The sequence below is a fragment of the Wolbachia endosymbiont (group A) of Trypoxylon clavicerum genome (assembly GCF_947251665.1).
GTDB classification, from domain to species: domain Bacteria; phylum Pseudomonadota; class Alphaproteobacteria; order Rickettsiales; family Anaplasmataceae; genus Wolbachia; species Wolbachia pipientis.
The window spans coordinates 828,143-849,233 of the sequence record NZ_OX366374.1; the positions used below are offsets into that span (position 1 = coordinate 828,143).

General features: G+C 35.5%; 18 protein-coding genes and 2 pseudogenes. 11 read left to right on the plus strand and 9 right to left on the minus strand.

Annotated elements, in window-relative coordinates:
* Positions 1-23: 23 nt before the first annotated feature.
* From OPR60_RS04260 to OPR60_RS04270, 3 genes are all read left to right on the plus strand, one after another.
* Complete coding sequence (locus tag OPR60_RS04260; protein WP_265039632.1) at positions 24-776, plus strand: IS5 family transposase; 753 nt, start codon at positions 24-26, stop codon at positions 774-776.
* 100 nt (positions 777-876) lie between these two features.
* Positions 877-1,629, plus strand: a complete 753-nt coding sequence (locus tag OPR60_RS04265; protein WP_265040091.1) for an IS5 family transposase — start codon at positions 877-879, stop codon at positions 1,627-1,629.
* A complete protein-coding gene (locus OPR60_RS04270) occupies positions 1,617-1,739 on the plus strand; it encodes a hypothetical protein (RefSeq protein ID WP_265040358.1) in 123 nt (40 codons plus the stop codon). Before OPR60_RS04265 ends, OPR60_RS04270 begins: the two co-directional genes overlap by 13 nt.
* On the opposite strand, the gene fumC is transcribed toward OPR60_RS04270, so the two are convergent.
* From fumC to OPR60_RS04295, 5 genes and pseudogenes are all read right to left on the minus strand, one after another.
* Entirely contained in the window at positions 1,730-3,124 is a 1,395-nt protein-coding gene (fumC, locus tag OPR60_RS04275; protein ID WP_065094368.1) for a class II fumarate hydratase, read from the minus strand. The two genes, OPR60_RS04270 and fumC, sit on opposite strands and share 10 nt — an antisense overlap.
* 392 nt (positions 3,125-3,516) lie before the next feature.
* Positions 3,517-4,539 (minus strand): Obg family GTPase CgtA, encoded by a 1,023-nt coding sequence (gene cgtA, locus OPR60_RS04280; protein WP_265040092.1) that lies wholly within the window; start codon positions 4,537-4,539, stop codon positions 3,517-3,519.
* Entirely contained in the window at positions 4,527-5,801 is a 1,275-nt protein-coding gene (gene eno, locus OPR60_RS04285) for a phosphopyruvate hydratase (RefSeq protein ID WP_265040093.1), read from the minus strand. Before eno ends, cgtA begins: the two co-directional genes overlap by 13 nt.
* Before the next feature lie 57 nt (positions 5,802-5,858).
* A pseudogene (locus OPR60_RS06825) lies at positions 5,859-5,978 on the minus strand (WPE palindromic element domain-containing protein); the annotation flags it as partial.
* 193 nt (positions 5,979-6,171) lie between these two features.
* Positions 6,172-7,770: a UDP-N-acetylmuramate--L-alanine ligase gene (locus tag OPR60_RS04295; RefSeq protein WP_265040095.1), complete on the minus strand. Its 1,599-nt coding sequence runs from the start codon at positions 7,768-7,770 to the stop codon at positions 6,172-6,174.
* Between the two features lie 26 nt (positions 7,771-7,796).
* Between OPR60_RS04295 and OPR60_RS04300 the strand changes: the two genes are divergently transcribed.
* Together OPR60_RS04300 and OPR60_RS04305 are read left to right on the plus strand one after the other, a co-directional pair.
* Positions 7,797-8,471, plus strand: coding sequence for a septal ring lytic transglycosylase RlpA family protein (locus tag OPR60_RS04300; protein WP_320109789.1), 675 nt, complete (start codon positions 7,797-7,799; stop codon positions 8,469-8,471).
* 268 nt (positions 8,472-8,739) lie between these two features.
* A pseudogene (locus OPR60_RS04305) lies at positions 8,740-9,312 on the plus strand (AAA family ATPase); the annotation flags it as partial.
* A gap of 435 nt (positions 9,313-9,747) precedes the next feature.
* On the opposite strand, the gene OPR60_RS04310 reads toward OPR60_RS04305, so the two are convergent.
* Positions 9,748-10,272 (minus strand): IS5 family transposase, encoded by a 525-nt coding sequence (locus tag OPR60_RS04310; RefSeq protein ID WP_265039791.1) that lies wholly within the window; start codon positions 10,270-10,272, stop codon positions 9,748-9,750.
* 66 nt (positions 10,273-10,338) lie between these two features.
* Here OPR60_RS04310 and OPR60_RS04315 point away from each other — a divergent pair, with 66 nt between their 5' ends.
* From OPR60_RS04315 to OPR60_RS04325, 3 genes are all read left to right on the plus strand, one after another.
* Positions 10,339-11,091, plus strand: a complete 753-nt coding sequence (locus tag OPR60_RS04315) for an IS5 family transposase (RefSeq protein ID WP_265039650.1) — start codon at positions 10,339-10,341, stop codon at positions 11,089-11,091.
* Between the two features lie 659 nt (positions 11,092-11,750).
* Complete coding sequence (locus OPR60_RS04320) at positions 11,751-13,115, plus strand: ankyrin repeat domain-containing protein (RefSeq protein ID WP_065095203.1); 1,365 nt, start codon at positions 11,751-11,753, stop codon at positions 13,113-13,115.
* Positions 13,116-13,234: 119 nt separating this feature from the next.
* Positions 13,235-14,737 carry a secretion system protein gene (locus OPR60_RS04325; protein WP_174525411.1) on the plus strand — a complete coding sequence of 501 codons (1,503 nt, stop codon included), beginning with the start codon at positions 13,235-13,237 and terminating at the stop codon, positions 14,735-14,737.
* 7 nt (positions 14,738-14,744) lie between these two features.
* Here the strand turns inward: OPR60_RS04325 and OPR60_RS04330 are convergent, their stop codons facing one another.
* Positions 14,745-15,704 (minus strand): outer membrane protein, encoded by a 960-nt coding sequence (locus OPR60_RS04330; protein WP_245611080.1) that lies wholly within the window; start codon positions 15,702-15,704, stop codon positions 14,745-14,747.
* A 45-nt stretch (positions 15,705-15,749) separates the two neighbouring features.
* A complete protein-coding gene (gene mtaB / locus OPR60_RS04335; protein WP_065095093.1) occupies positions 15,750-16,976 on the minus strand; it encodes a tRNA (N(6)-L-threonylcarbamoyladenosine(37)-C(2))-methylthiotransferase MtaB in 1,227 nt (408 codons plus the stop codon).
* Positions 16,977-17,371: 395 nt separating this feature from the next.
* On the opposite strand from mtaB, the gene OPR60_RS04340 reads away from it, so the two are divergent.
* Positions 17,372-18,184 carry a transposase gene (locus OPR60_RS04340; RefSeq protein ID WP_265040287.1) on the plus strand — a complete coding sequence of 271 codons (813 nt, stop codon included), beginning with the start codon at positions 17,372-17,374 and terminating at the stop codon, positions 18,182-18,184.
* A 158-nt stretch (positions 18,185-18,342) separates the two neighbouring features.
* Positions 18,343-19,812, plus strand: coding sequence for an Asp-tRNA(Asn)/Glu-tRNA(Gln) amidotransferase subunit GatA (gene gatA, locus OPR60_RS04345; RefSeq protein ID WP_065095094.1), 1,470 nt, complete (start codon positions 18,343-18,345; stop codon positions 19,810-19,812).
* Positions 19,813-19,992: 180 nt separating this feature from the next.
* Here the strand turns inward: gatA and OPR60_RS04350 are convergent, their stop codons facing one another.
* Positions 19,993-20,271: a hypothetical protein gene (locus tag OPR60_RS04350; protein ID WP_265040097.1), complete on the minus strand. Its 279-nt coding sequence runs from the start codon at positions 20,269-20,271 to the stop codon at positions 19,993-19,995.
* 66 nt (positions 20,272-20,337) lie between these two features.
* Between OPR60_RS04350 and OPR60_RS04355 the strand changes: the two genes are divergently transcribed.
* Complete coding sequence (locus tag OPR60_RS04355) at positions 20,338-21,090, plus strand: IS5 family transposase (protein ID WP_265039632.1); 753 nt, start codon at positions 20,338-20,340, stop codon at positions 21,088-21,090.
* Position 21,091: the final 1 nt, after the last annotated feature.

Here is a 21,091-nt window from a genome sequence, read left to right on the forward strand (position 1 = left end):
GTAAAAAATGGAGAAACTACCATATGCAATATTACATCAAAGAGGAAAATTGGAAACAAATTTTAGAGTTCATAAAAAGCGTAAAAGGAATGCACAGCAAAGATGAAAAACGTTTAAGAATATTCATAGAGGCAGTGTGGTACATAGTGCGAAGTGGTTGCCAATGGAGACTTTTACCAAAAACTTATGGTAATTACAGGAGTATACATAAGCGATTTAAAAGATGGTGTGAAAGAGATGTCTGGAAAAAATTGCTTGAATATACTAAACAAGAGCCTGATTTAGAAGTTGCTATAATCGACGGTACGATCATCCGAGCCCATCCATGTTCATCTGGATATACAAAAAACTCCAAGGATCAAGAAGCTTTAGGGAGGAGCAAAGGTGGCTTTACAACTAAAATACATGCGCTTGTCGATGCACTTGGAAATCCACTTAAATTTACTCTGACTCCTGGTCAAAGAAATGAAATTACGCAGGCACAAGTGTTGACCGAAAGTATCTATAACTCTACTGTAGTAGCTGACAAGGGCTACGATAGCAATGCCTTTGTTACAAGTCTTGAAGACAAGGGATGTACAGTAGTTATTCCGCCAAAACGGAATCGAAAAGTGCAAAGGTATTACGATGAGCATATCTACAAAGAACGTCATTTGATTGAGTGTTTTTTTGGTAAAATTAAAAATTTTAGGCGCATTTTTTCCAGATTTGATAAAACTGCTGAGGTTTTTATTGGTTTTCTCAATTTTGTTGGAGCTCTTGTATGGCTTCTCTAAAATTTTGTCCACAGAGCCTAGGCTCTGTGGACAAAAAATATGAAAAGAGAGAAAAAGATGGTAGTTTAGCCTAATAGGTAAAAAATGGAGAAACTACCATATGCAATATTACATCAAAGAGGAAAATTGGAAACAAATTTTAGAGTTCATAAAAAGCGTAAAAGGAATGCACAGCAAAGATGAAAAACGTTTAAGAATATTCATAGAGGTAGTGTGGTACATAGTGCGAAGTGGTTGCCAATGGAGACTTTTACCAAAAACTTATGGTAATTACAGGAGTATACATAAGCGATTTAAAAGATGGTGTGAAAGAGATGTCTGGAAAAAATTGCTTGAATATACTAAACAAGAGCCTGATTTAGAAGTTGCTATAATCGACGGTACGATCATCCGAGCCCATCCATGTTCATCTGGATATACAAAAAACTCCAAGGATCAAGAAGCTTTAGGGAGGAGCAAAGGTGGCTTTACAACTAAAATACATGCGCTTGTCGATGCACTTGGAAATCCACTTAAATTTACTCTGACTCCTGGTCAAAGAAATGAAATTACGCAGGCACAAGTGTTGACCGAAAGTATCTATAACTCTACTGTAGTAGCTGACAAGGGCTACGATAGCAATGCCTTTGTTACAAGTCTTGAAGACAAGGGATGTACAGTAGTTATTCCGCCAAAACGGAATCGAAAAGTGCAAAGGTATTACGATGAGTATATCTACAAAGAACGTCATTTGATTGAGTGTTTTTTTGGTAAAATTAAAAATTTTAGGCGCATTTTTTCCAGATTTGATAAAACTGCTGAGGTTTTTATTGGTTTTCTCAATTTTGTTGGAGCTCTTGTATGGCTTCTCTAAAATTTTGTCCACAGAGCCTAGCTAATAATGTTGATGTTAACACTATTGTCAAGTTTACTGGCCTTTCTATTAGTGAGATTGAAGAATTAAGTGTGAGCGGTTACAAATAATTTACCATTTCTTCTGGTTTCACTATCCTTTCAAACTCTTCCTCAGTGAGCAGTTGAAGTTTTGCTGCTGCTTCTTTTAGAGTGATATTTTCTTTATAAGCAAGCTTCGCTATTTTTGCTGCATTGTCGTACCCTATATGCGTATTTAATATAGTGACCAACATCAACGACTGATTCAGTAAATCTTTTATCCTCTCTTCATTTGCTTTAATACCAATTACACATTTTTCTGTAAAATTTAAACTTGCATCAGCTAAAAGTCTTATAGACTGCAAAACATTGTAAATTATCACTGGCTTAAACACATTCAATTCAAAATGACCGTTTGAACCACTAATGGTCACAGCAACATGATTTCCCATAACTTGAGTGCATACCATAGTCACCGCTTCACACTGAGTTGGATTCACTTTACCTGGCATAATTGAAGAACCAGGCTCATTTTCCGGTAACATTATTTCCCCAATTCCGCATCTTGGACCAGAACCAAGTAGCCTTATATCATTTGCAATTTTCATTAAACTGACTGCTGCTGTATTGAGTGTTCCACTGAGCTCAACTAAAGCATCATTTGCTGCTAGCGCTTCAAATTTATTGCCTGCTGAAGTAAATGGAAGATTAGTGATTTTTGCAACTTCTCTAGCAAAATCTTCAGCAAAACCCTTTTTAGTATTGAGTCCCGTGCCAACTGCAGTGCCACCTTGTGCAAGCTCATATATATCACTTAAAGTTGATTTTACTCTCTCTATCCCCTTTTTAATCTGGACTGCATAGCCAGAGAACTCCTGTCCTAGTGTTAGGGGCGTTGCATCTTGTAAGTGAGTACGTCCTACTTTTATTATATCTTTAAATTCCTGAACCTTATTATCCAGCACCTTATGCAATTTTTCAAGATTTGGAATAAGCAAGCAGTTTATTTGCTCTGCTGCTGCTATATGCATTGCTGTTGGAAAGGTGTCATTTGACGACTGACCATAATTCACATGATCATTTGGATGTATCGGAGATTTACTACCCAAATTGCCACCTAAAATCTCTATTGCACGATTGCTGATCACTTCATTCATATTCATATTAGTCTGCGTTCCGGATCCGGTTTGCCAAACAACAAGCGGAAATTCATTATTAAATTTGCCATCTATTACTTCCCTCGCGGCTGTGCAAATTGCGTCCCCTACCCTATCATCTATAACACCATGTTTCATATTAACACGCGCTGCTGCAAGTTTTACTATTGCTAATGCTTTAATCAGAGGCTCTGGCATTTTTTCTGTGCCAATCTTAAAATTTTCTAAAGAACGCTGAGTCTGCGCTCCCCAGTAATGTTCACTTGGTACTTTTACTTCCCCTAAGCTGTCTGATTCTATTCTCGTCTTTCTATCCATATTTTCCTCCTGGTGTTATGCAAACTGGTTCACTACATAATTTTTTCATGCCTACTTCTTGGTTAATTAAATCATACTAGATCCAAGTAGTCAAGTGTACGAACATTGCAATTTTCAGGTAACTTGCATGGTAGATGCAAGTAGCTGACACTGATTCACTTTATGATGGTGTCATTCCAGTCTGGAATCCAGCCTTTTCATAATCATCAAAACGTTGTATTTTAACATAAAACGGCTACTTTTATGCTTACCAACTTAATAAAATTCCTGGATCCCAGTGTCTGGGCACTGGGATGACACCCTTCTGGTGGACTCAAATCACGATGTTTGCACAGCTGTACGCTTAGTTCTGGTTGCACGCTACCATTCTTGTACATCCATAAATAGAAAATTTACGCTTTAAAAGGATCATATACATCGATTTCCTTAGAATTACTCTTTTTCAATTTTTCACTTAATAATCTTAAAATAGGCTGTAAATCACCATTAATTGATAAGCACAGCACTTCTTTATTGAGATAATTAGCTAGGTGATTCTTCTTTTCCAGAATTTCTGCTTCCCTCAATAAGTCGCATTTGTTTAATACTACAATCTCTTCTCTTTCAACAAGATCACTATTGTAAAGTTCCAATTCATTATGGATACAACTATAAGCCGAAACAACGTCATCGTGAGTTACATCGATTAAATGAAGTAAAATTTGACACCTTTCTATGTGCTTTAAAAATTTATGCCCGAGCCCAACTCCAAGGTGAGCATCAGTAATTATTCCAGGAATATCTGCTATTACAACTTCGCTATCATCCACTTTTACCATGCCTAAATGAGGTCTTACGGTGGTAAATGGATAATCGCCTACTTTTGTATCGGAATTTGAGCAGCGAGTCAAAAATTTTGATTTACCTGCGTTTGGCATGCCAATAATTCCAATATCTGATAAAACTTTTAGTTTTAATAATACATGTTTTTCTTCGCCAGGCTGACCGTAAGTAAAATGTCTTGGTGCCTTATTAGTAGAAGATTTAAAATTAGTATTTCCAAGTCCACCTTTTCCACCCTGTGCTATTAAAAATTCCATATCAGGCTTGTCAAGATCGACTATTATCTCTTCACTTTCTTCATCAATTATTTGTGCACCAACTGGAACTTTAAGTATAACGTCTTTCCCTGCTGTGCCAGATCTATCCCTGCCTGCACCATTTTTTCCACTATCTGCTTTAATGTGTCTTCTATAACGAAAATGAAGCAAAGTGTTGAGATTAGCGTCGCTGATGAAAACTATGTTTCCACCCTTTCCTCCATTACCACCATTTGGACCACCAAATTCAACGAACTTTTCTCGACGAAAACTTGCACAGCCATCACCACCGTCACCAGCTTTTAAACACAATTTTACTTCGTCTATAAAACCCATGCTAACCCACGATAATATTTAGCATCCTTTCCTAATGCGCTTTCTATTCTGATTAGCTCGTTATACTTCGCGAGTCTATCAGAACGCGATAGCGACCCGGTTTTTATTTGCCCGCAATTTGATGCAACTGCTATATGAGATATTGTTGTGTCTTCTGTTTCACCTGAGCGGTGAGAAATAACAGCTTTGTAGTTGTTTGATTTTGCCATTTCAATAGCAGCAAAAGTTTCTGTTAACGTTCCTATTTGATTTGGCTTGATCAGCACAGCATTTGCCATTTTTTCTTCTATTCCTTTGCCTATTAGTTCACAATTTGTAACAAATAAATCATCCCCAACCAATTGAATTTTACTCCCCAATTTTGCAGTAAGTAATTTCCAACCTTCGTAATCGTCTTCACTCATTGCATCTTCTATAGAAATTATTGGATATCCTTCCACAAGATTACAATAATATTCAGTCAACTCTTCTGAAGTAAGATCTCTGTGTTCAAATTTGTAAATTCCATCTTCATAAAAAGTAGATGAAGCAACATCAAGGCCTAGTGCAAAATCACTTTGCGCTGAATAACCTGCTGATTCTATAGCGTATATGATCAAATCAAGTGCTTCTTCAGTACTTTCAATATTTGGTGCAAAACCACCTTCATCCCCTACATTTGTGCTATAACCTTTTTTCTTAAGAATGCTACGTAAGTTGTGGAATACCTCCGCAGATATTCTAATCGCTTCACTGAAAGTCTCAGCACCGACCGGAAGAATCATGAATTCTTGGAAATCGAGCTTATTGTCTGCATGTACTCCACCATTAATTATGTTAATGAGTGGAACCGGCATAACACTCGTCTGCTTTCCTCCCAAATATCTATATAGCGGCATATTGAAGCTGTTTGCTGCTGCTTTTGCAACTGCAAGAGACACACCCAAAGTTGCATTTGCTCCAAGTTTTGATTTGTTTTTTGTTCCATCTAGTTCAATTAATGCTTTATCAATCGCATTTTGATCTGTTGCATCCATGCCGATGATTTCATCTGCTATTATCCCATTTACAGCTTGAACAGCTTTCAGCACTCCCTTACCACAATACCTTTTCTCATCTTGATCCCTGAGTTCCAAGGCTTCTAATTTACCGGTTGAAGCTCCAGAAGGTACAGATGCCCTACCTATTGCTCCATCACAGAGCTCAATCTCTACCTCAACAGTGGGGTAACCCCTGCTATCTAAAATTTCTCTTGCAAATACGTTATTGATTATCTTATTCATTGCATTAAATCCCTACTGTAAACTTTCTGTACAAACGTGTGATCTGAAGATAATTCTAGTTGTCATTCCAGTGCTTGACACTGGAATCCAGCTTTTACTATACAGCCACCTGGTGTGCTCATTTACGATTAAGTTTTCTGGATCCCAGTGTCTGGGCACTGGGATGACATCATTCTTAGTGGAAGTTACCCCCATATCACAACGTTCGTACAGTTGTGTGCTTCGACACTGGGATCCAGCCTTATTACACAATTTTATCATATAAATCCTCCCAGTCCGGATTCTTTTTCTCAATTAAATTCATTTTCCATATATATAATTGACTAGATTCCAGTTTGCATGACACCAGTACTTGCATTTATTCTATCGTTTAACTAGATGTTTGTATAGTTTCTGCTATGAGCTTTGCAGCTTCCTTTGCCAATTTAGCTATATTACTACCAGCACCAATAAATAATACTATATCACCTGGACTTGTCGAATCACTAATAAAATGTGAAATGAGCAAAACATCATTCATAATTTTTGTGTTATTAAATCCATTACTGATTAAAGCTTTTTGTATATCATCAATCCCACAACCAGGAATAGGCTTGTCTTCTGGGGGATGAACAGGAGTGAGGATGACATAATCAAACATCATGAAAATTCGTATGAATTCATCAAAAAAATTACGAATGCGAGCAAAACGAAGTGGTTCGATAATTCCTATTACTTTTCCTTTAGTAATCGAACGTGCAGCCGTTAAAGTTGCATATATTTCATTTGGATGATGGGCATAATCCTCAATTAACTTAACACCTTTAATATTGGCAATCAAAGAGAATCTTCTTGCTACTCCTTTGAATTCCAAAAGGCCTTTTTTAATCTCTGCATCGCTAATCCCGAGTTTTATCGCAACTGATATTGCAGCTAAGGCGTTGCTTACTTTGTGAATACCTATTGCGTTTGATAGTACTATGTTTTTTAAAGGGCTGGATCCCAGTGTCACGCACTGGGATGACAGAAGGTGATGGGATAACAGAGGGTGATGGGATGACAAAGGAGTAGGGGAAATAGGGAAAGGCATCGGTATCGTTCCAAAACATAAAGGTGTCATCCCAGTGCTTGACACTGGGATCCAGTTATTTTGAACCATACAACTATCATCAATAAACACATCAAATTCTATGCTGTTAGCATGCTGTTTAATATTAACAGCTTTAATATTGGCATCCTCAAATCCAAACATCATAGAGTTATTTGCATCATAACTAATGTCTACAGAATCAGGCAAAACTGCAAAATCTGCTTTATTTATAAATTGAGAGAATGCATGCTTAACATCGTCAAATGTACCATAATGATCCATATGATCGTCGTTAATACTCGTTATGACAGCAATATTTGCAGGAATTTTTAGCATGGTTTCATCAGACTCATCAGCTTCGATTAAAAAAATGTTACTCCTTCCAAGTCTTGAATTACTCTGATACGAATTTAGTATTCCTCCTACAATTACAGTTGCATCAATATTAGAATGATCAAAAATGGAGGCAATCATTGCTGTTGTCGTTGTCTTACCGCTCGAACCTGAAACCGCTATCACATATTTATCTCTTAAAAGTTCAGTAAGCATGTCTGATCTATGCAAAACGGTTTTATTGTTATTTTTTGCCGCAATTAACTCCACATTATCAGATTTTATTGCAGAAGAATGTACGACTATTTGAGCTTGGCTTATATTATCAGCATTGTGACCAATGTAAACTTCTATACCCAGCTCTCGTAATCTATCCACATTATTGTTTGATTGTGCATCACTGCCTTGAACTTTGTAATTGGAATTGTGAAGAATTTCAGCAATAGCGCTCATTCCGATTCCACCTATACCAATAATATGTATTATTCCTTTTTGAGTTTTGTTAATATTTAGCAGTAGATGTTTACTCATTACTAAATTTATTATAGTATAATTTAAAATCCTCATAGTATCGAACCCTCTTACCGAATACAATGATAAAAAACCTAACCTTTCTATGTCTAACATTTGTTTTGATAAGCAGTTGCAGTTTTAGCAACAGGTTTAACTGCACTGCAGGTCATTATAAAATTGGCAGCAGCTACACAATAAATGGTATAACTTATTATCCAAAAAACTGTAAACACTATGAAGAGATAGGGACAGCGTCGTGGTATGGAATAGAAGATCATGGCACGCTTACAGCAAATGGTGAAGTGTTTAACCGTCACTTGATCTCTGCAGCGCATAAGACTTTGCCCCTACCCTGCTTTGTTCTTGTCACTAATTTAGAAAATGGAAGAAAGCTTGTTACAAGGGTTAACGATAGAGGGCCTTTTATTGAAGGCAGAATAATAGACTTATCAGAAAAAGCAGCTCAAGTCTTAGGATTTCATAAATCTGGGCTTGCAAAAGTAAAAGTTCAATACCTAAGAAAGATGTCAGAACAATTGATACAAAATACTCCTCATTACAGAAAGCGATATGAAAAAGAAATGCAGAAACGTCACCCGAAACAAGACAGTGCAGAAAGTAAGGGATATGTTGCATTTTTTAAAAGTGCTCAGGCTGCTAAATCAGCTGCATCAAAGCTTCGCAATCAAGGAATAAAAAATGTTGGATTGCTTTTTAAGAACGATCAATATTGCGTGAAAGTGAGTTATAGGTAGTGGTGAGTGCAGAATTTGAAAGATTTGGTTAATGTAAGGAACGCTGGCTAACTATTGTAAGTTAAAAATGTGATATAAAAAAGATATCAACAATTTATAGCTATACCGCCGCGGCGCTAACACGTAGCGGGATGACGAGTTTGTCGTTTTTCAAATTGTCGTAAGTCAGTTTAGCTATAGCATTATAGAGACAAAGATCAAAATTTACTTATTTACGTCTCCAATTTCATCATGTATAATGGAGACAAAGATTTATATTTTGTATTTTATGTCTCTATCGTTTATTGGTAGGCAAGCTGAATTAAAACAACTGCTGGAGCTTACAGAAAAAAATACTGCATCTTTTGTAGTAGTCAAAGGAAGGCGTCGTATAGGAAAAAGTCGCTTAATTCAAGAATTTGGTAAGCATTTCGAGCAGTATTACTCATTTATAGGTTTGCCACCAGAAAAGCATACTACAACATCCCACCAACTTAATGAATTTTCTAGACAAGTTGCTAGACAATTTAATACATCTTTTGCTAGATATGACGATTGGAGTGACTTACTATGGGCAGTTGGTGAACGTTTACTATCTGGCAAAATATTGTTGCTCTTTGATGAAATTTCTTGGATGGGCTCAAAAGATCCAACTTTTTTAGGCAAAATAAAGAATTTTTGGGATACACAGCTAAAAAATAATAACAAGCTAATTTTTGTTGTTTGTGGATCAGCTTCATCCTGGATTGAAAAAAATATACTTAGTAGTACTGGTTTTGTGGGAAGAATATCGTTGACTTTAACACTCGGAGAATTATCACTTTCTGATTGCAATGAATTTTGGCCAAAAAATATTTCAGCATACGAAAAGTTTAAGGTGCTTGCAGTAACCGGTGGAATCCCAAAGTATTTAGAAGAGGTAAATTTTAAACACAGTGCTGAAGAAAATATTAAAAAGCTTTGTTTTACAAGAGGTGGATTTTTAGTTGAGGAATTTGACCAAATATTTTCAGATCTATTCATGCGAAAAACAGCTTTTTACAAGCAAATAGTGAGAGCTCTTTCTACTGGAGCTAAAGAACAGGAAGAAATTTGTACTGCTTTAAACATTGCAAGACATGGACGCATTTCTGAGTATCTACATGAGCTGGAGCTTGCTGGTTTTATTGCAAGGGATCACACTTGGAATATAAAAACGAGTACTGATTCACGACTCAGGAAGTACAGACTTCAAGATAATTATTTAAGGTTTTATCTAAAATATATTGAAAAAAATCTAGGCTCTGTGGACAAAATTTTAGAGAAGCCATACAAGAGCTCCAACAAAATTGAGAAAACCAATAAAAACCTCAGCAGTTTTATCAAATCTGGAAAAAATGCGCCTAAAATTTTTAATTTTACCAAAAAAACACTCAATCAAATGACGTTCTTTGTAGATATGCTCATCGTAATACCTTTGCACTTTTCGATTCCGTTTTGGCGGAATAACTACTGTACATCCCTTGTCTTCAAGACTTGTAACAAAGGCATTGCTATCGTAGCCCTTGTCAGCTACTACAGTAGAGTTATAGATACTTTCGGTCAACACTTGTGCCTGCGTAATTTCATTTCTTTGACCAGGAGTCAGAGTAAATTTAAGTGGATTTCCAAGTGCATCGACAAGTGCATGTATTTTAGTTGTAAAGCCACCTTTGCTCCTCCCTAAAGCTTCTTGATCCTTGGAGTTTTTTGTATATCCAGATGAACATGGATGGGCTCGGATGATCGTACCGTCGATTATAGCAACTTCTAAATCAGGCTCTTGTTTAGGCTCTGTGGACAAAAAATATGAAAAGAGAGAAAAAGATGGTAGTTTAGCCTAATAGGTAAAAAATGGAGAAACTACCATATGCAATATTACATCAAAGAGGAAAATTGGAAACAAATTTTAGAGTTCATAAAAAGCGTAAAAGGAATGCACAGCAAAGATGAAAAACGTTTAAGAATATTCATAGAGGCAGTGTGGTACATAGTGCGAAGTGGTTGCCAATGGAGACTTTTATCAAAAACTTATGGTAATTACAGGAGTATACATAAGCGATTTAAAAGATGGTGTGAAAGAGATGTCTGGAAAAAATTGCTTGAATATACTAAACAAGAGCCTGATTTAGAAGTTGCTATAATCGACGGTACGATCATCCGAGCCCATCCATGTTCATCTGGATATACAAAAAACTCCAAGGATCAAGAAGCTTTAGGGAGGAGCAAAGGTGGCTTTACAACTAAAATACATGCGCTTGTCGATGCACTTGGAAATCCACTTAAATTTACTCTGACTCCTGGTCAAAGAAATGAAATTACGCAGGCACAAGTGTTGACCGAAAGTATCTATAACTCTACTGTAGTAGCTGACAAGGGCTACGATAGCAATGCCTTTGTTACAAGTCTTGAAGACAAGGGATGTACAGTAGTTATTCCGCCAAAACGGAATCGAAAAGTGCAAAGGTATTACGATGAGCATATCTACAAAGAACGTCATTTGATTGAGTGTTTTTTTGGTAAAATTAAAAATTTTAGGCGCATTTTTTCCAGATTTGATAAAACTGCTGAGGTTTTTATTGGTTTTCTCAATTTTGTTGGAGCTCTTGTATGGCTTCTCTAAAATTTTGTCCACAGAGCCTAGATCCCGCTAACAAGTAGCGGGATGACGGTTGTCGTTTAGCCACAAACATTAAGAAATTTACCAAATGAAAAAAAAGGCAAAAGAAGCCCTGGGGTTATTATCCGCTTTAAAATATTGGCGTTTTTTATGTTTTAAACGCTTGACAAACGAAATTCAGCTGCTTTTAATTGCAACTAACTTACGCTGCAAATGTTTAAGAAATTTACTAAGCAGAAAAAAAGACAAAGAATTCCCGAGTTAGCTAGTCTTTTACTATCTCTGTCGAGTATTGGCATTTTTTGATGTCTTGTAACGCTTTATAAGCGCGTTCAGCTTATTTAGATAAAAATCTAGATGTAGATGAAGTTTTGTAAAGACATACAGTATCTATATACTGCAAAAAATTGAACATAAGACGCCGATACATTAAGTAATCCTTACCTTTTAATCTGCAGATTGGCGAAAGCAAATACAATAGCTTCACTATCATGATAAGTGGGCTGGCGAAGGGTGTCAAGTAAGTTTTTTCGTTTCATCCGATGCGCTGCCAAAAGTTTGTTATGCAAGAATGCACTAGCCATTTCTCACAGATTCATTTAAACTTAATCAAGTAGGAGTATTATTAACGCGAAAAGGGTTTAATTAGAGATTGAAGTGATATGGCGCGTGAGGAAGATATAAACCAATTAGTAGAAAATGGATTTGATATTAATTCAAAAGATGCAAGTGGAATCACTCTCTTGCATAAGTTCACAAAAGAAGGCGATTTAGTTGGAGTAAAGTCATTACTAGAGCACGAAGCTGATTTCAATGTCGTAGACAACGAAAATAGAAACCCTCTGCATTACGCCATTATGCATGGACACAAGAAAGTTGCTAAACTTTTTGTTAACCAACTGACAATTAATTCCAAGGATAAAAATGGATTCACTCCACTGCACCTTGCTGCACTACAAGATGACACGGAATTAATAGATTTTTTGATAACAAAAGGCGCAAAAATTAATGAAAAAGATGCCAAAGAGGGCTATACTCCTCTTCATATAGCTTCACTATACGGTTCTAAAAAAAGCGTCCAAATTTTAATTGATAGCGGAGCAAATCTCGAATGTGAAGATAACAATTTTCGTACTCCTTTGTTTTTAACCATTTATCAATGCACCGCACATTATGACAGCAGAGCAGAAATTATAGAATATCTGATAAAGAAAGGTGCAAATATAGAAGCCAAAGATGCAGAAAATAACACTACGCTTTTCCTAGCAGCGTATAACAACAAAATGCAAATAGTAAAACTTATTGCAAAAAAACAGCAAGCAAGTAACGATAAAATTAAACTTAAAGAGTTTTTTTGCACAAAAAACAACCATGGTTTTGATGCGTTAGATTGCGCTATTGAGCATAATAATAGAAAAATGGTAACATTTCTTGTTTCAAAGGGAATAGAAGCAAACGATCAAGATTTTAATGGTAACGCTAGGCTGCATAAAGCTAGCCATAATGGTAACACTAAAACAGTTAAGCTCTTATTGAAGCTTAAGGTAAACGTTAATGCTGTTACTAAATGTAACAGAACTCCCTTGCTACTCGCAGTTAAAAAAGGCCATACACAAATTGTGAAAATGTTATTGGAAGTTAGAGCCAATATGAACATTTGTGAGCAACAAGGTTTTGCACCTCTACATCTTGCTGTTCAAAAGGATTATTTTGATATAGCTCAGTTGTTAACAGAAAAAGGTGCAGACCTTAACATTAAGTGCAATAACGGTCATACCGCAATAGATATGTTCATTAGCAAGGCTCATAGCAAAAAAAACATCGAAGAAAATTACAAAAAATTTTGTAGATTTTTGATGCTTTACCTGAAAGAGCTACATAGTAAACACAAAGCCTGTTGTATACTTTCAACCCTAGCTCTAAGCTTAACAATTATAGGCTTACCATTTATTTTCAAGCCTATTATTAAATACAGAGAAAGAAGTAAAATATATAAAAAAATTAGGGCTATGCTGGTCTACATTTAAGTACAAGAAGAGTATACAAAAAATACATAGCCAAAGCTAATACACGACAATTATCTGCTCGATGAAAATGAGATTAAATACATTTTTAATATTTTTATAGAAATCTATTAGTATAGATTTTGTATGCTGTTCTAATGGCTATTTTTAAATGCTTAATACTCCTCTTCATTATTTCTTGCACACATCTACCTACCAAGCAATATCCTATTAACATAGACAATTATAAGCACGATTATCCGTTGCAACAATATAACACCTCTTTGGAGATTAATGAACCGGCAATACCAGAAATTATGCCTTTACCAATAGAGTTTCCCGATCTCACAATCAGTAATCAGCTTATTTCTATTAATGTTAGTGAAGAAGTATCAGTAAAAGATTTGCTGATTGAGATAGGAAAACTTTCTGACGTTAACTTGGATATGGACCCAAAAATATCAGGTAATATTATTTTAAAGCTAAAAGATAAGGATATAAACGAAGTAATTCAGAGTATAGCAAATAGCGCCAAACTGCGTTACTCAATAAGTAATGGTGTAATTAGAATTGAGCAGGACTTGCCATACGCGCAAAATTATTACGTAGACTTCATCAATATTCAACATTCTGCTCAAAGCAGTTTCGTCATTAGTAACAATATTACTAACAGTGATGGAAGTAACGTTGATAGGGACTATAACAATGTTATGAAGTCTCAATACAGTAGTGACTTATGGAACTCATTAGAAAAAGGCTTGAATGCAATAATGGATGTTAACGGGGTGGATGATGGCGAATTCCTTTCATCCAACAGAGAAGCTGGTGTTATTATTTTGAATGCTAGAAAAGATGTTCACAAAGCTGTTGAAGAATATATTAATAAGGTTAAGAAGTTAGCGTCTTCTCAAGTAATGATAGAGGCAAAAATAGTTGAAGTTGTGCTAGATGACAAATACCTTTCTGGTATGAACTTAAATGACTTACAAGATGGAACTAAGTCTATAATAAATCAAGATAACTCCATTATTAACCTAGCAATGAACTTTGGTGCGAATGATCTAGGAGATTTAGTAAAAAATTTAGACAAATTTGGCACTTCAACTGTAATTTCAAGCCCCAGAGTACATGCTATAAATAATCAGCAAGCGATGATTTCATTTACTAAAAACCATATTTATTTTACCTCCGATATACAAAAAGATACTAGAAACTCTAATCAGACCTTAATTACCAAGATGAATAGCGTCCCAATAGGTGTTGTGCTAATAATCCACCCAAGCATTAACATTGATACTAGTGAAATATTCATGGATATACATCCAACTTTATCAAGAATTAACGGCTACACTAAAGATCCAGATATAGAGTACGTCGCACAGCAGAGTAAAATGAAATTAAATAGCGACATTCCAATTGTTGAAATCAGAGAAATGAACTCTATGTTAAAAATTAAGAGCGGTGAAATTATGGTAATCGGCGGGCTTATAGAACATAGAGAAGATAAGCAAAGCTTATTGCATCAGAAATCAAAAAGGCTAGCGAATAATATTAGAACAGTAGAAACTGTCATTTTTTTAAAAGCAACAATCGTACCAACATTTGGTTTGTTAGATAGAAAAGATAAGAATTTATATATATATTAAATTATCACTAAAAATTAAATATCAAACCAACTTCAATATTGTGAGTAGATATGTCATCTGCAACAGGTATCGGAACGCTAAAGTAACGATAGCCGAGAAAGGTTTTGATTTCTGGGATTATTGAATAATCAACACCAAGTTTTATTTGATAAGCAAACCAAGGAACATTCAGTGGCATTGAATTTTGGGGTGACCCATTAATCCTTTTTAATCTAAAAACTGTTGGCCCTATACCAAGACCGATGTACGGAGCAAATTGTGTATCCTGAACGCTGGGATTATAATAGAAGTTTAACAAAAACGCAAATATACTTGCTGATTTATCAAATACCGGAGGAGAATTACTATCTTCAATATTGGCTATAGAATACGCGGCTTCAAAATCAATTTTACCATTTTCTCCAGCATAGTAACCTAAAGACACGCTGCTAAACCACTGGAAATCAATTTTACCATCAAATTGCTGTATACTTTTAATTTCATCTGCCACTATATTTTTTATTATAAAACCATAATGACTTTCAACTAAAGTTAGGACTCTCTCCCCTATTGCCTTTATACCCTTTACAAATGTTTCTGAATTATCATGGTATACCTTACCACCGTTAGCGCTAACATAAAAATCAAGTTTTTTTGATTTTTCTTTTGTAGGCTCAGCTTGATCTGCGATACGTGACCACATATTTTTCTGATCAGCTACTTGGAGAATAGAAGGTTGTTCAATAGGACTATTTTCAGGTTCTTGATATTTTAAATCCTCTGTTAGTACTTCTTTTTCAGTAACCTCTTTAGAATGCATTACATCTTCATTATTGTCCGTTTCTAGTTTTAAGAGTTGTGTTCCAATAACTTGTTCAACGTGTACATAATTACCGATATAAGTAATAAAAAAATAGACACATGAAATTAAAATCAAAAATAAAGTAATAGATCTTTTAGTTATCACAAATGAACCCATAATTATCATTTATAGTATAACCATCATATCATATATTTCTTTAATGTACAAAAATTAAGAAAGAGTATTTCCAATTAAATAATTATTCTCTACGCCTGTAACATTAACTTTCACAATACTTTTAGCTTGCGCTCTTGATTCAAGCTTTATTAATGCAAAATTTTCTGCTCTACCGACATTATTTTGCTCAACCAGAACACTTTGCTTAGTGTTGATCAAGGATTGACAAAAACTGCTCACAATTTCTTTATTTACTTCTCTTAAATTTTTTACTCGTTCTTTACGCACATTCTCTGGTACTTGTGGCATTCGTGCAGCAGGTGTATTTTTCCGCTCTGAATATGGAAAAGCATGTAGGTAAACTATATTTGTTTTTTTCAGTAAATCAACTGTATCCTGAAACATTTCATCAGTTTCTGTTGGAAATCCAGCAATAATATCAGCGCCAAATGCTATATTAGGCCTCAAGCTCTTCATTTTATGACAAAATTCTATCACTTGTTCTCTGTTGTGACGACGCTTCATTCTCTTTAGTATTAAATTATTACCAGATTGTAGACTCAAATGTAAATGAGGCATAAGTCTTGACTCATTAGCTATTAAATCCATTAATTCGTCGTCAACTTCAGCAACATCGATAGAGGAAAGTCTTAGCCTCTTCAACTCTGGTATATCCTTTAAAACTCTCCTAATCATTGAACCAAGTGATGGCTTACCCAACAAATCTGTACCAAAGTCAGTAATATCAACCCCTGTAAACACTACTTCTTGATATCCATTTTCTACAAAGATCCTGATTTGCTCTATAATACTGTTTATTGGCACAGATCGATTATTCCCTCTTGCCTCAGTAATTGAACAAAATGTGCAGCTATGATTACAACCATTTTGAATTTCAATAAATGCCCTTGACTTATCTTCAAATCCATTAATTAGAACAGGTTCTACTTGGTTATCACTGACCAAGATTTTATCGTCATTTAGTAAGTAATTTTCAGCTTTTAGCTTATCTTGATTACCAAGCACTTTACTTACACCAGGAATGCTACTGTAAACTTCTGGATCCAACTGAACAGCACAACCAACTACGATAATTTCTTTATTTGGATCATTTTTGTAAATCTTACGTATCTTTTGCTTTACCTGACGTTCTGCTTCGTTTGTCACTGCACAGCTATGCACCACAACAACATTTTCTCTCTTTGCTTTTTTTAATGCTTCTTTGATTAACTCGCTCTCGTAAAAATTTAGACGACAACCAAATGTTATCACTTCATTCATGTTAGTATTTTTTGCTTTAATAGACCTAAATTATATCAAATATCCAAGCAAAGTCTCTTGCATGACTATTTTTTTGTAAATAAATGCTATGCAAGCAGCAGACACTGGGATCTCAACGATTTTCACTCAGACACAGTATCACTCCTTTGCTTATTATAGTCTTTTGACCTTTTTAAGATACAATCCGGATTGGATACTGAGTTGGTGAGTATAAAAGTATAGCTTCTACGTCATACCGCTGCGGTATCTCTTAGCCGCTAACAAGTAGCGGGATGACGATTGTCGGTGAATCTAAAGACCTGCTGCAAAAGGTGATTGAAAAAATGATGTGAGAGGGGTAGAAGAAGAATAAGCAGATCAAGTAAGGAAAAAAAATGAGCTTTAGTTACTATAATATGAAAAAACACCCAAGAAACTTTCGTAATATAACAGGTTTAAGTATAGAGGAGTTCGAAAAAGTAGTAGAAAAAGTGAGGTCTGGATGGAAAAAACTTGAAAAACAGAAAAAGTGTCATGGTAGAAGATCAAAACTACCAACTCTGGAAGATAAGTTGTTTTGCGTAATTTTGTACTATCGCACTTACATAACACATAGATTTTTAGGATGCCTATTCAATGTGCACAACGCAAATGTATGTAGGTTACTTAAGAGAATAGAGCCATTACTCGCCAAAAAAGTGACTATAACAAAAGATAGAAGTATGACGCCAGAAAAAATACTGAAGATTTTGGCTGATGTTACAGAACAGCAAATACAGAGGCCAGAAGATAGTAAAAAACGGAAGAAATCATATTCAGGAAAAAAAAGAACCAACACTATGAAAACTGAGATTATTATCGAAGAAGGAGGAAGAATTTTATCAGTGTCAAAGTCATACCGTGGTAGAATTAGTGATTTTCGCATAAGGAAACAAGAAAAATATTTACCACTTGATAGCATAAAACATGCTGATTCTGGATATCAAGGTTGGCAAAAATTGCAAAGCAATGTTATAATTCCATATAAAAAGTATCGTAAAAAGCCATTAACTCCAGAGCAGAAAGAGCATAATAGAAGGTTAGCATCATTTAGAATGAGAGTAGAAAATAAGATCCGAGAGATAAAGATATTTAAGATTATGTCGAATGTTTATCGCAATTTTCAGAAAAAATATAACTTGAGGTTCAATATTATTGCTGGTATTGTAAATCTTAAGCACGCCTTTTAGTTAACCTTGATTTTATTCACCCTCCTTTCCTTTTTTTTATCGCTTGATTCGCAGCAGGTCTTAAGTTACCTTAGCTACATTTCTAGCTGTAACTATAAATGTATGGATTTTTTATCGTGCCATGTTATAATTAACGTCTTGCTAAAAATTAAATATTGATGAATGAACTAAGAAAGTTAAGTATTACACAAATGCATGACGGGCTCAAAAAAAAGAGTTTTTCTGCCGTTGAACTCGTAGAGGCGCACATCAGTGCGGTTGAAAATGAGAAATTAAATGCATTTATAACAAAAACCCCAGAGATAGCAATGAAAGCTGCTAAAGCTGCAGATGAACATTTCTCTAGGCAAAAGGATGATTTAATCTCGCCGCTCATGGGTGTACCAGTTGGCATCAAAGATCTATTCTGTACAAAAGGAATAAAAACAACAGCATGCTCAAAAATGCTGGAAAATTTCGTTCCGACTTACGAATCTACGGTGTCTGACTTGCTTTTAAAAAGTGGAGCAGCCATGCTCGGTAAGCTTAATATGGATGAATTTGCTATGGGTTCTGCGAACACAAATAGCTATTTTGGCCCTGTTGAAAATGTGTGGATTAGAAAAAGTGATGGGGAAAAAGTTGTTCCTGGTGGATCATCTGGTGGATCTGCAGCATCGGTTGCTGGATTTTTATGCGCTGGAGCGTTAGGAAGCGACACCGGTGGATCTGTACGCCAACCAGCAGCTTATTGTGGAGTGGTTGGAATAAAGCCAACTTATGGAAGATGCTCGCGTTTTGGTATGATTGCATTTGCGAGTTCTCTGGATCAAGCAGGAGTCATTACTCGTTCTGTCTCTGATTCAGCATTAATGCTGGAAGCAATTTGTGGCTATGATACAAAAGATTCAATATCGAGCGAAAAGCCAGTGCCTAAATTTTCTAGCTTTATAAATGGTGATGTCAAGGGTAAGTGTATTGGTATACCAAAAGAATATAGGATGGATGGAATTTCAGAGGAAATAGTTCATAATTGGGAAAGAGTTGCTTCCTATTTAAAAGAAAATGGCGCTGAAGTTGTTGACATTACTCTGCCACATACTAAATATGCAATACCAGTCTATTATTTAATCTGTTCTGCTGAAACTTCATCCAATCTTGCTCGTTACGATGGTGTGCGTTATGGATTAAGGGTTGATGTTGATACCCTTGAAGAAATGTATTCACTAACAAGAGCAGAAGGTTTCGGTAAAGAGGTGAAAAGAAGAATTTTAATTGGCGCTTATGCGCTTTCCTCAGGTCATTACAATGAATATTACGAAAAAGCACAGTGTATCAGGGCATTAATCAGAAATGATTTTATAAAAGCGTTTGAAAAAATAGATTACATACTTGTGCCATCTGCTCCAACAGAAGCTTTTGGCTTAAATGAAAAGCCAGATCCGCTAATTATGTGCATCAATGATGTGTTTACTGTGCCGGCAAGTCTGGCAGGATTGCCTGCTATTTCTGTTCCTGTTGGGCTCTCCAATGAGGGTTTACCACTTGCCTTGCAAGTGATTGGAAATTATTATGATGAAGCTGGAATATTAAATGTGGCAAGTGTGATAGAGCAAAATTGCGGCAGAATAATTAGACCTCTTGCATAATCTATTTTTTGATAGTAATTTTTGCATTAAAATTTGCTTACGCTCCTCAACGTACTCTATGGTTCCATTTTTAGATGAATAGCAAAAACAGGGTATATTAATCTGTTTACAAAATTTTCGTGTAACAGTTCACACTTAATTAAACAGACTGAATTCTGTAATTTTGGGATGTTGAAAAATTTACCTCACGTTGTCATTCCAGCGCATAACGCTGAAATCCAGATTTATAGAAACGAAAAAACTTGCTTGACACATTTTGCCAACCCCCTTATTATGATGTGTACTACAATGATACAAATTAAGAATTCCCCCATCCTGTGCTGGTTCTTCGATCTGAAATCCTACTTCTACCTGATCACAACCAATGTTAATTTGTCCTATTAATGCTTTAATAATGCCGCGCTTAGTTTGCCAATCTAGCTGTTCCAGGTTCGATTTTACACTAGGCTCTGTGGACAAAAAATATGAAAAGAGAGAAAAAGATGGTAGTTTAGCCTAATAGGTAAAAAATGGAGAAACTACCATATGCAATATTACATCAAAGAGGAAAATTGGAAACAAATTTTAGAGTTCATAAAAAGCGTAAAAGGAATGCACAGCAAAGATGAAAAACGTTTAAGAATATTCATAGAGGCAGTGTGGTACATAGTGCGAAGTGGTTGCCAATGGAGACTTTTACCAAAAACTTATGGTAATTACAGGAGTATACATAAGCGATTTAAAAGATGGTGTGAAAGAGATGTCTGGAAAAAATTGCTTGAATATACTAAACAAGAGCCTGATTTAGAAGTTGCTATAATCGACGGTACGATCATCCGAGCCCATCCATGTTCATCTGGATATACAAAAAACTCCAAGGATCAAGAAGCTTTAGGGAGGAGCAAAGGTGGCTTTACAACTAAAATACATGCGCTTGTCGATGCACTTGGAAATCCACTTAAATTTACTCTGACTCCTGGTCAAAGAAATGAAATTACGCAGGCACAAGTGTTGACCGAAAGTATCTATAACTCTACTGTAGTAGCTGACAAGGGCTACGATAGCAATGCCTTTGTTACAAGTCTTGAAGACAAGGGATGTACAGTAGTTATTCCGCCAAAACGGAATCGAAAAGTGCAAAGATATTACGATGAGCATATCTACAAAGAACGTCATTTGATTGAGTGTTTTTTTGGTAAAATTAAAAATTTTAGGCGCATTTTTTCCAGATTTGATAAAACTGCTGAGGTTTTTATTGGTTTTCTCAATTTTGTTGGAGCTCTTGTATGGCTTCTCTAAA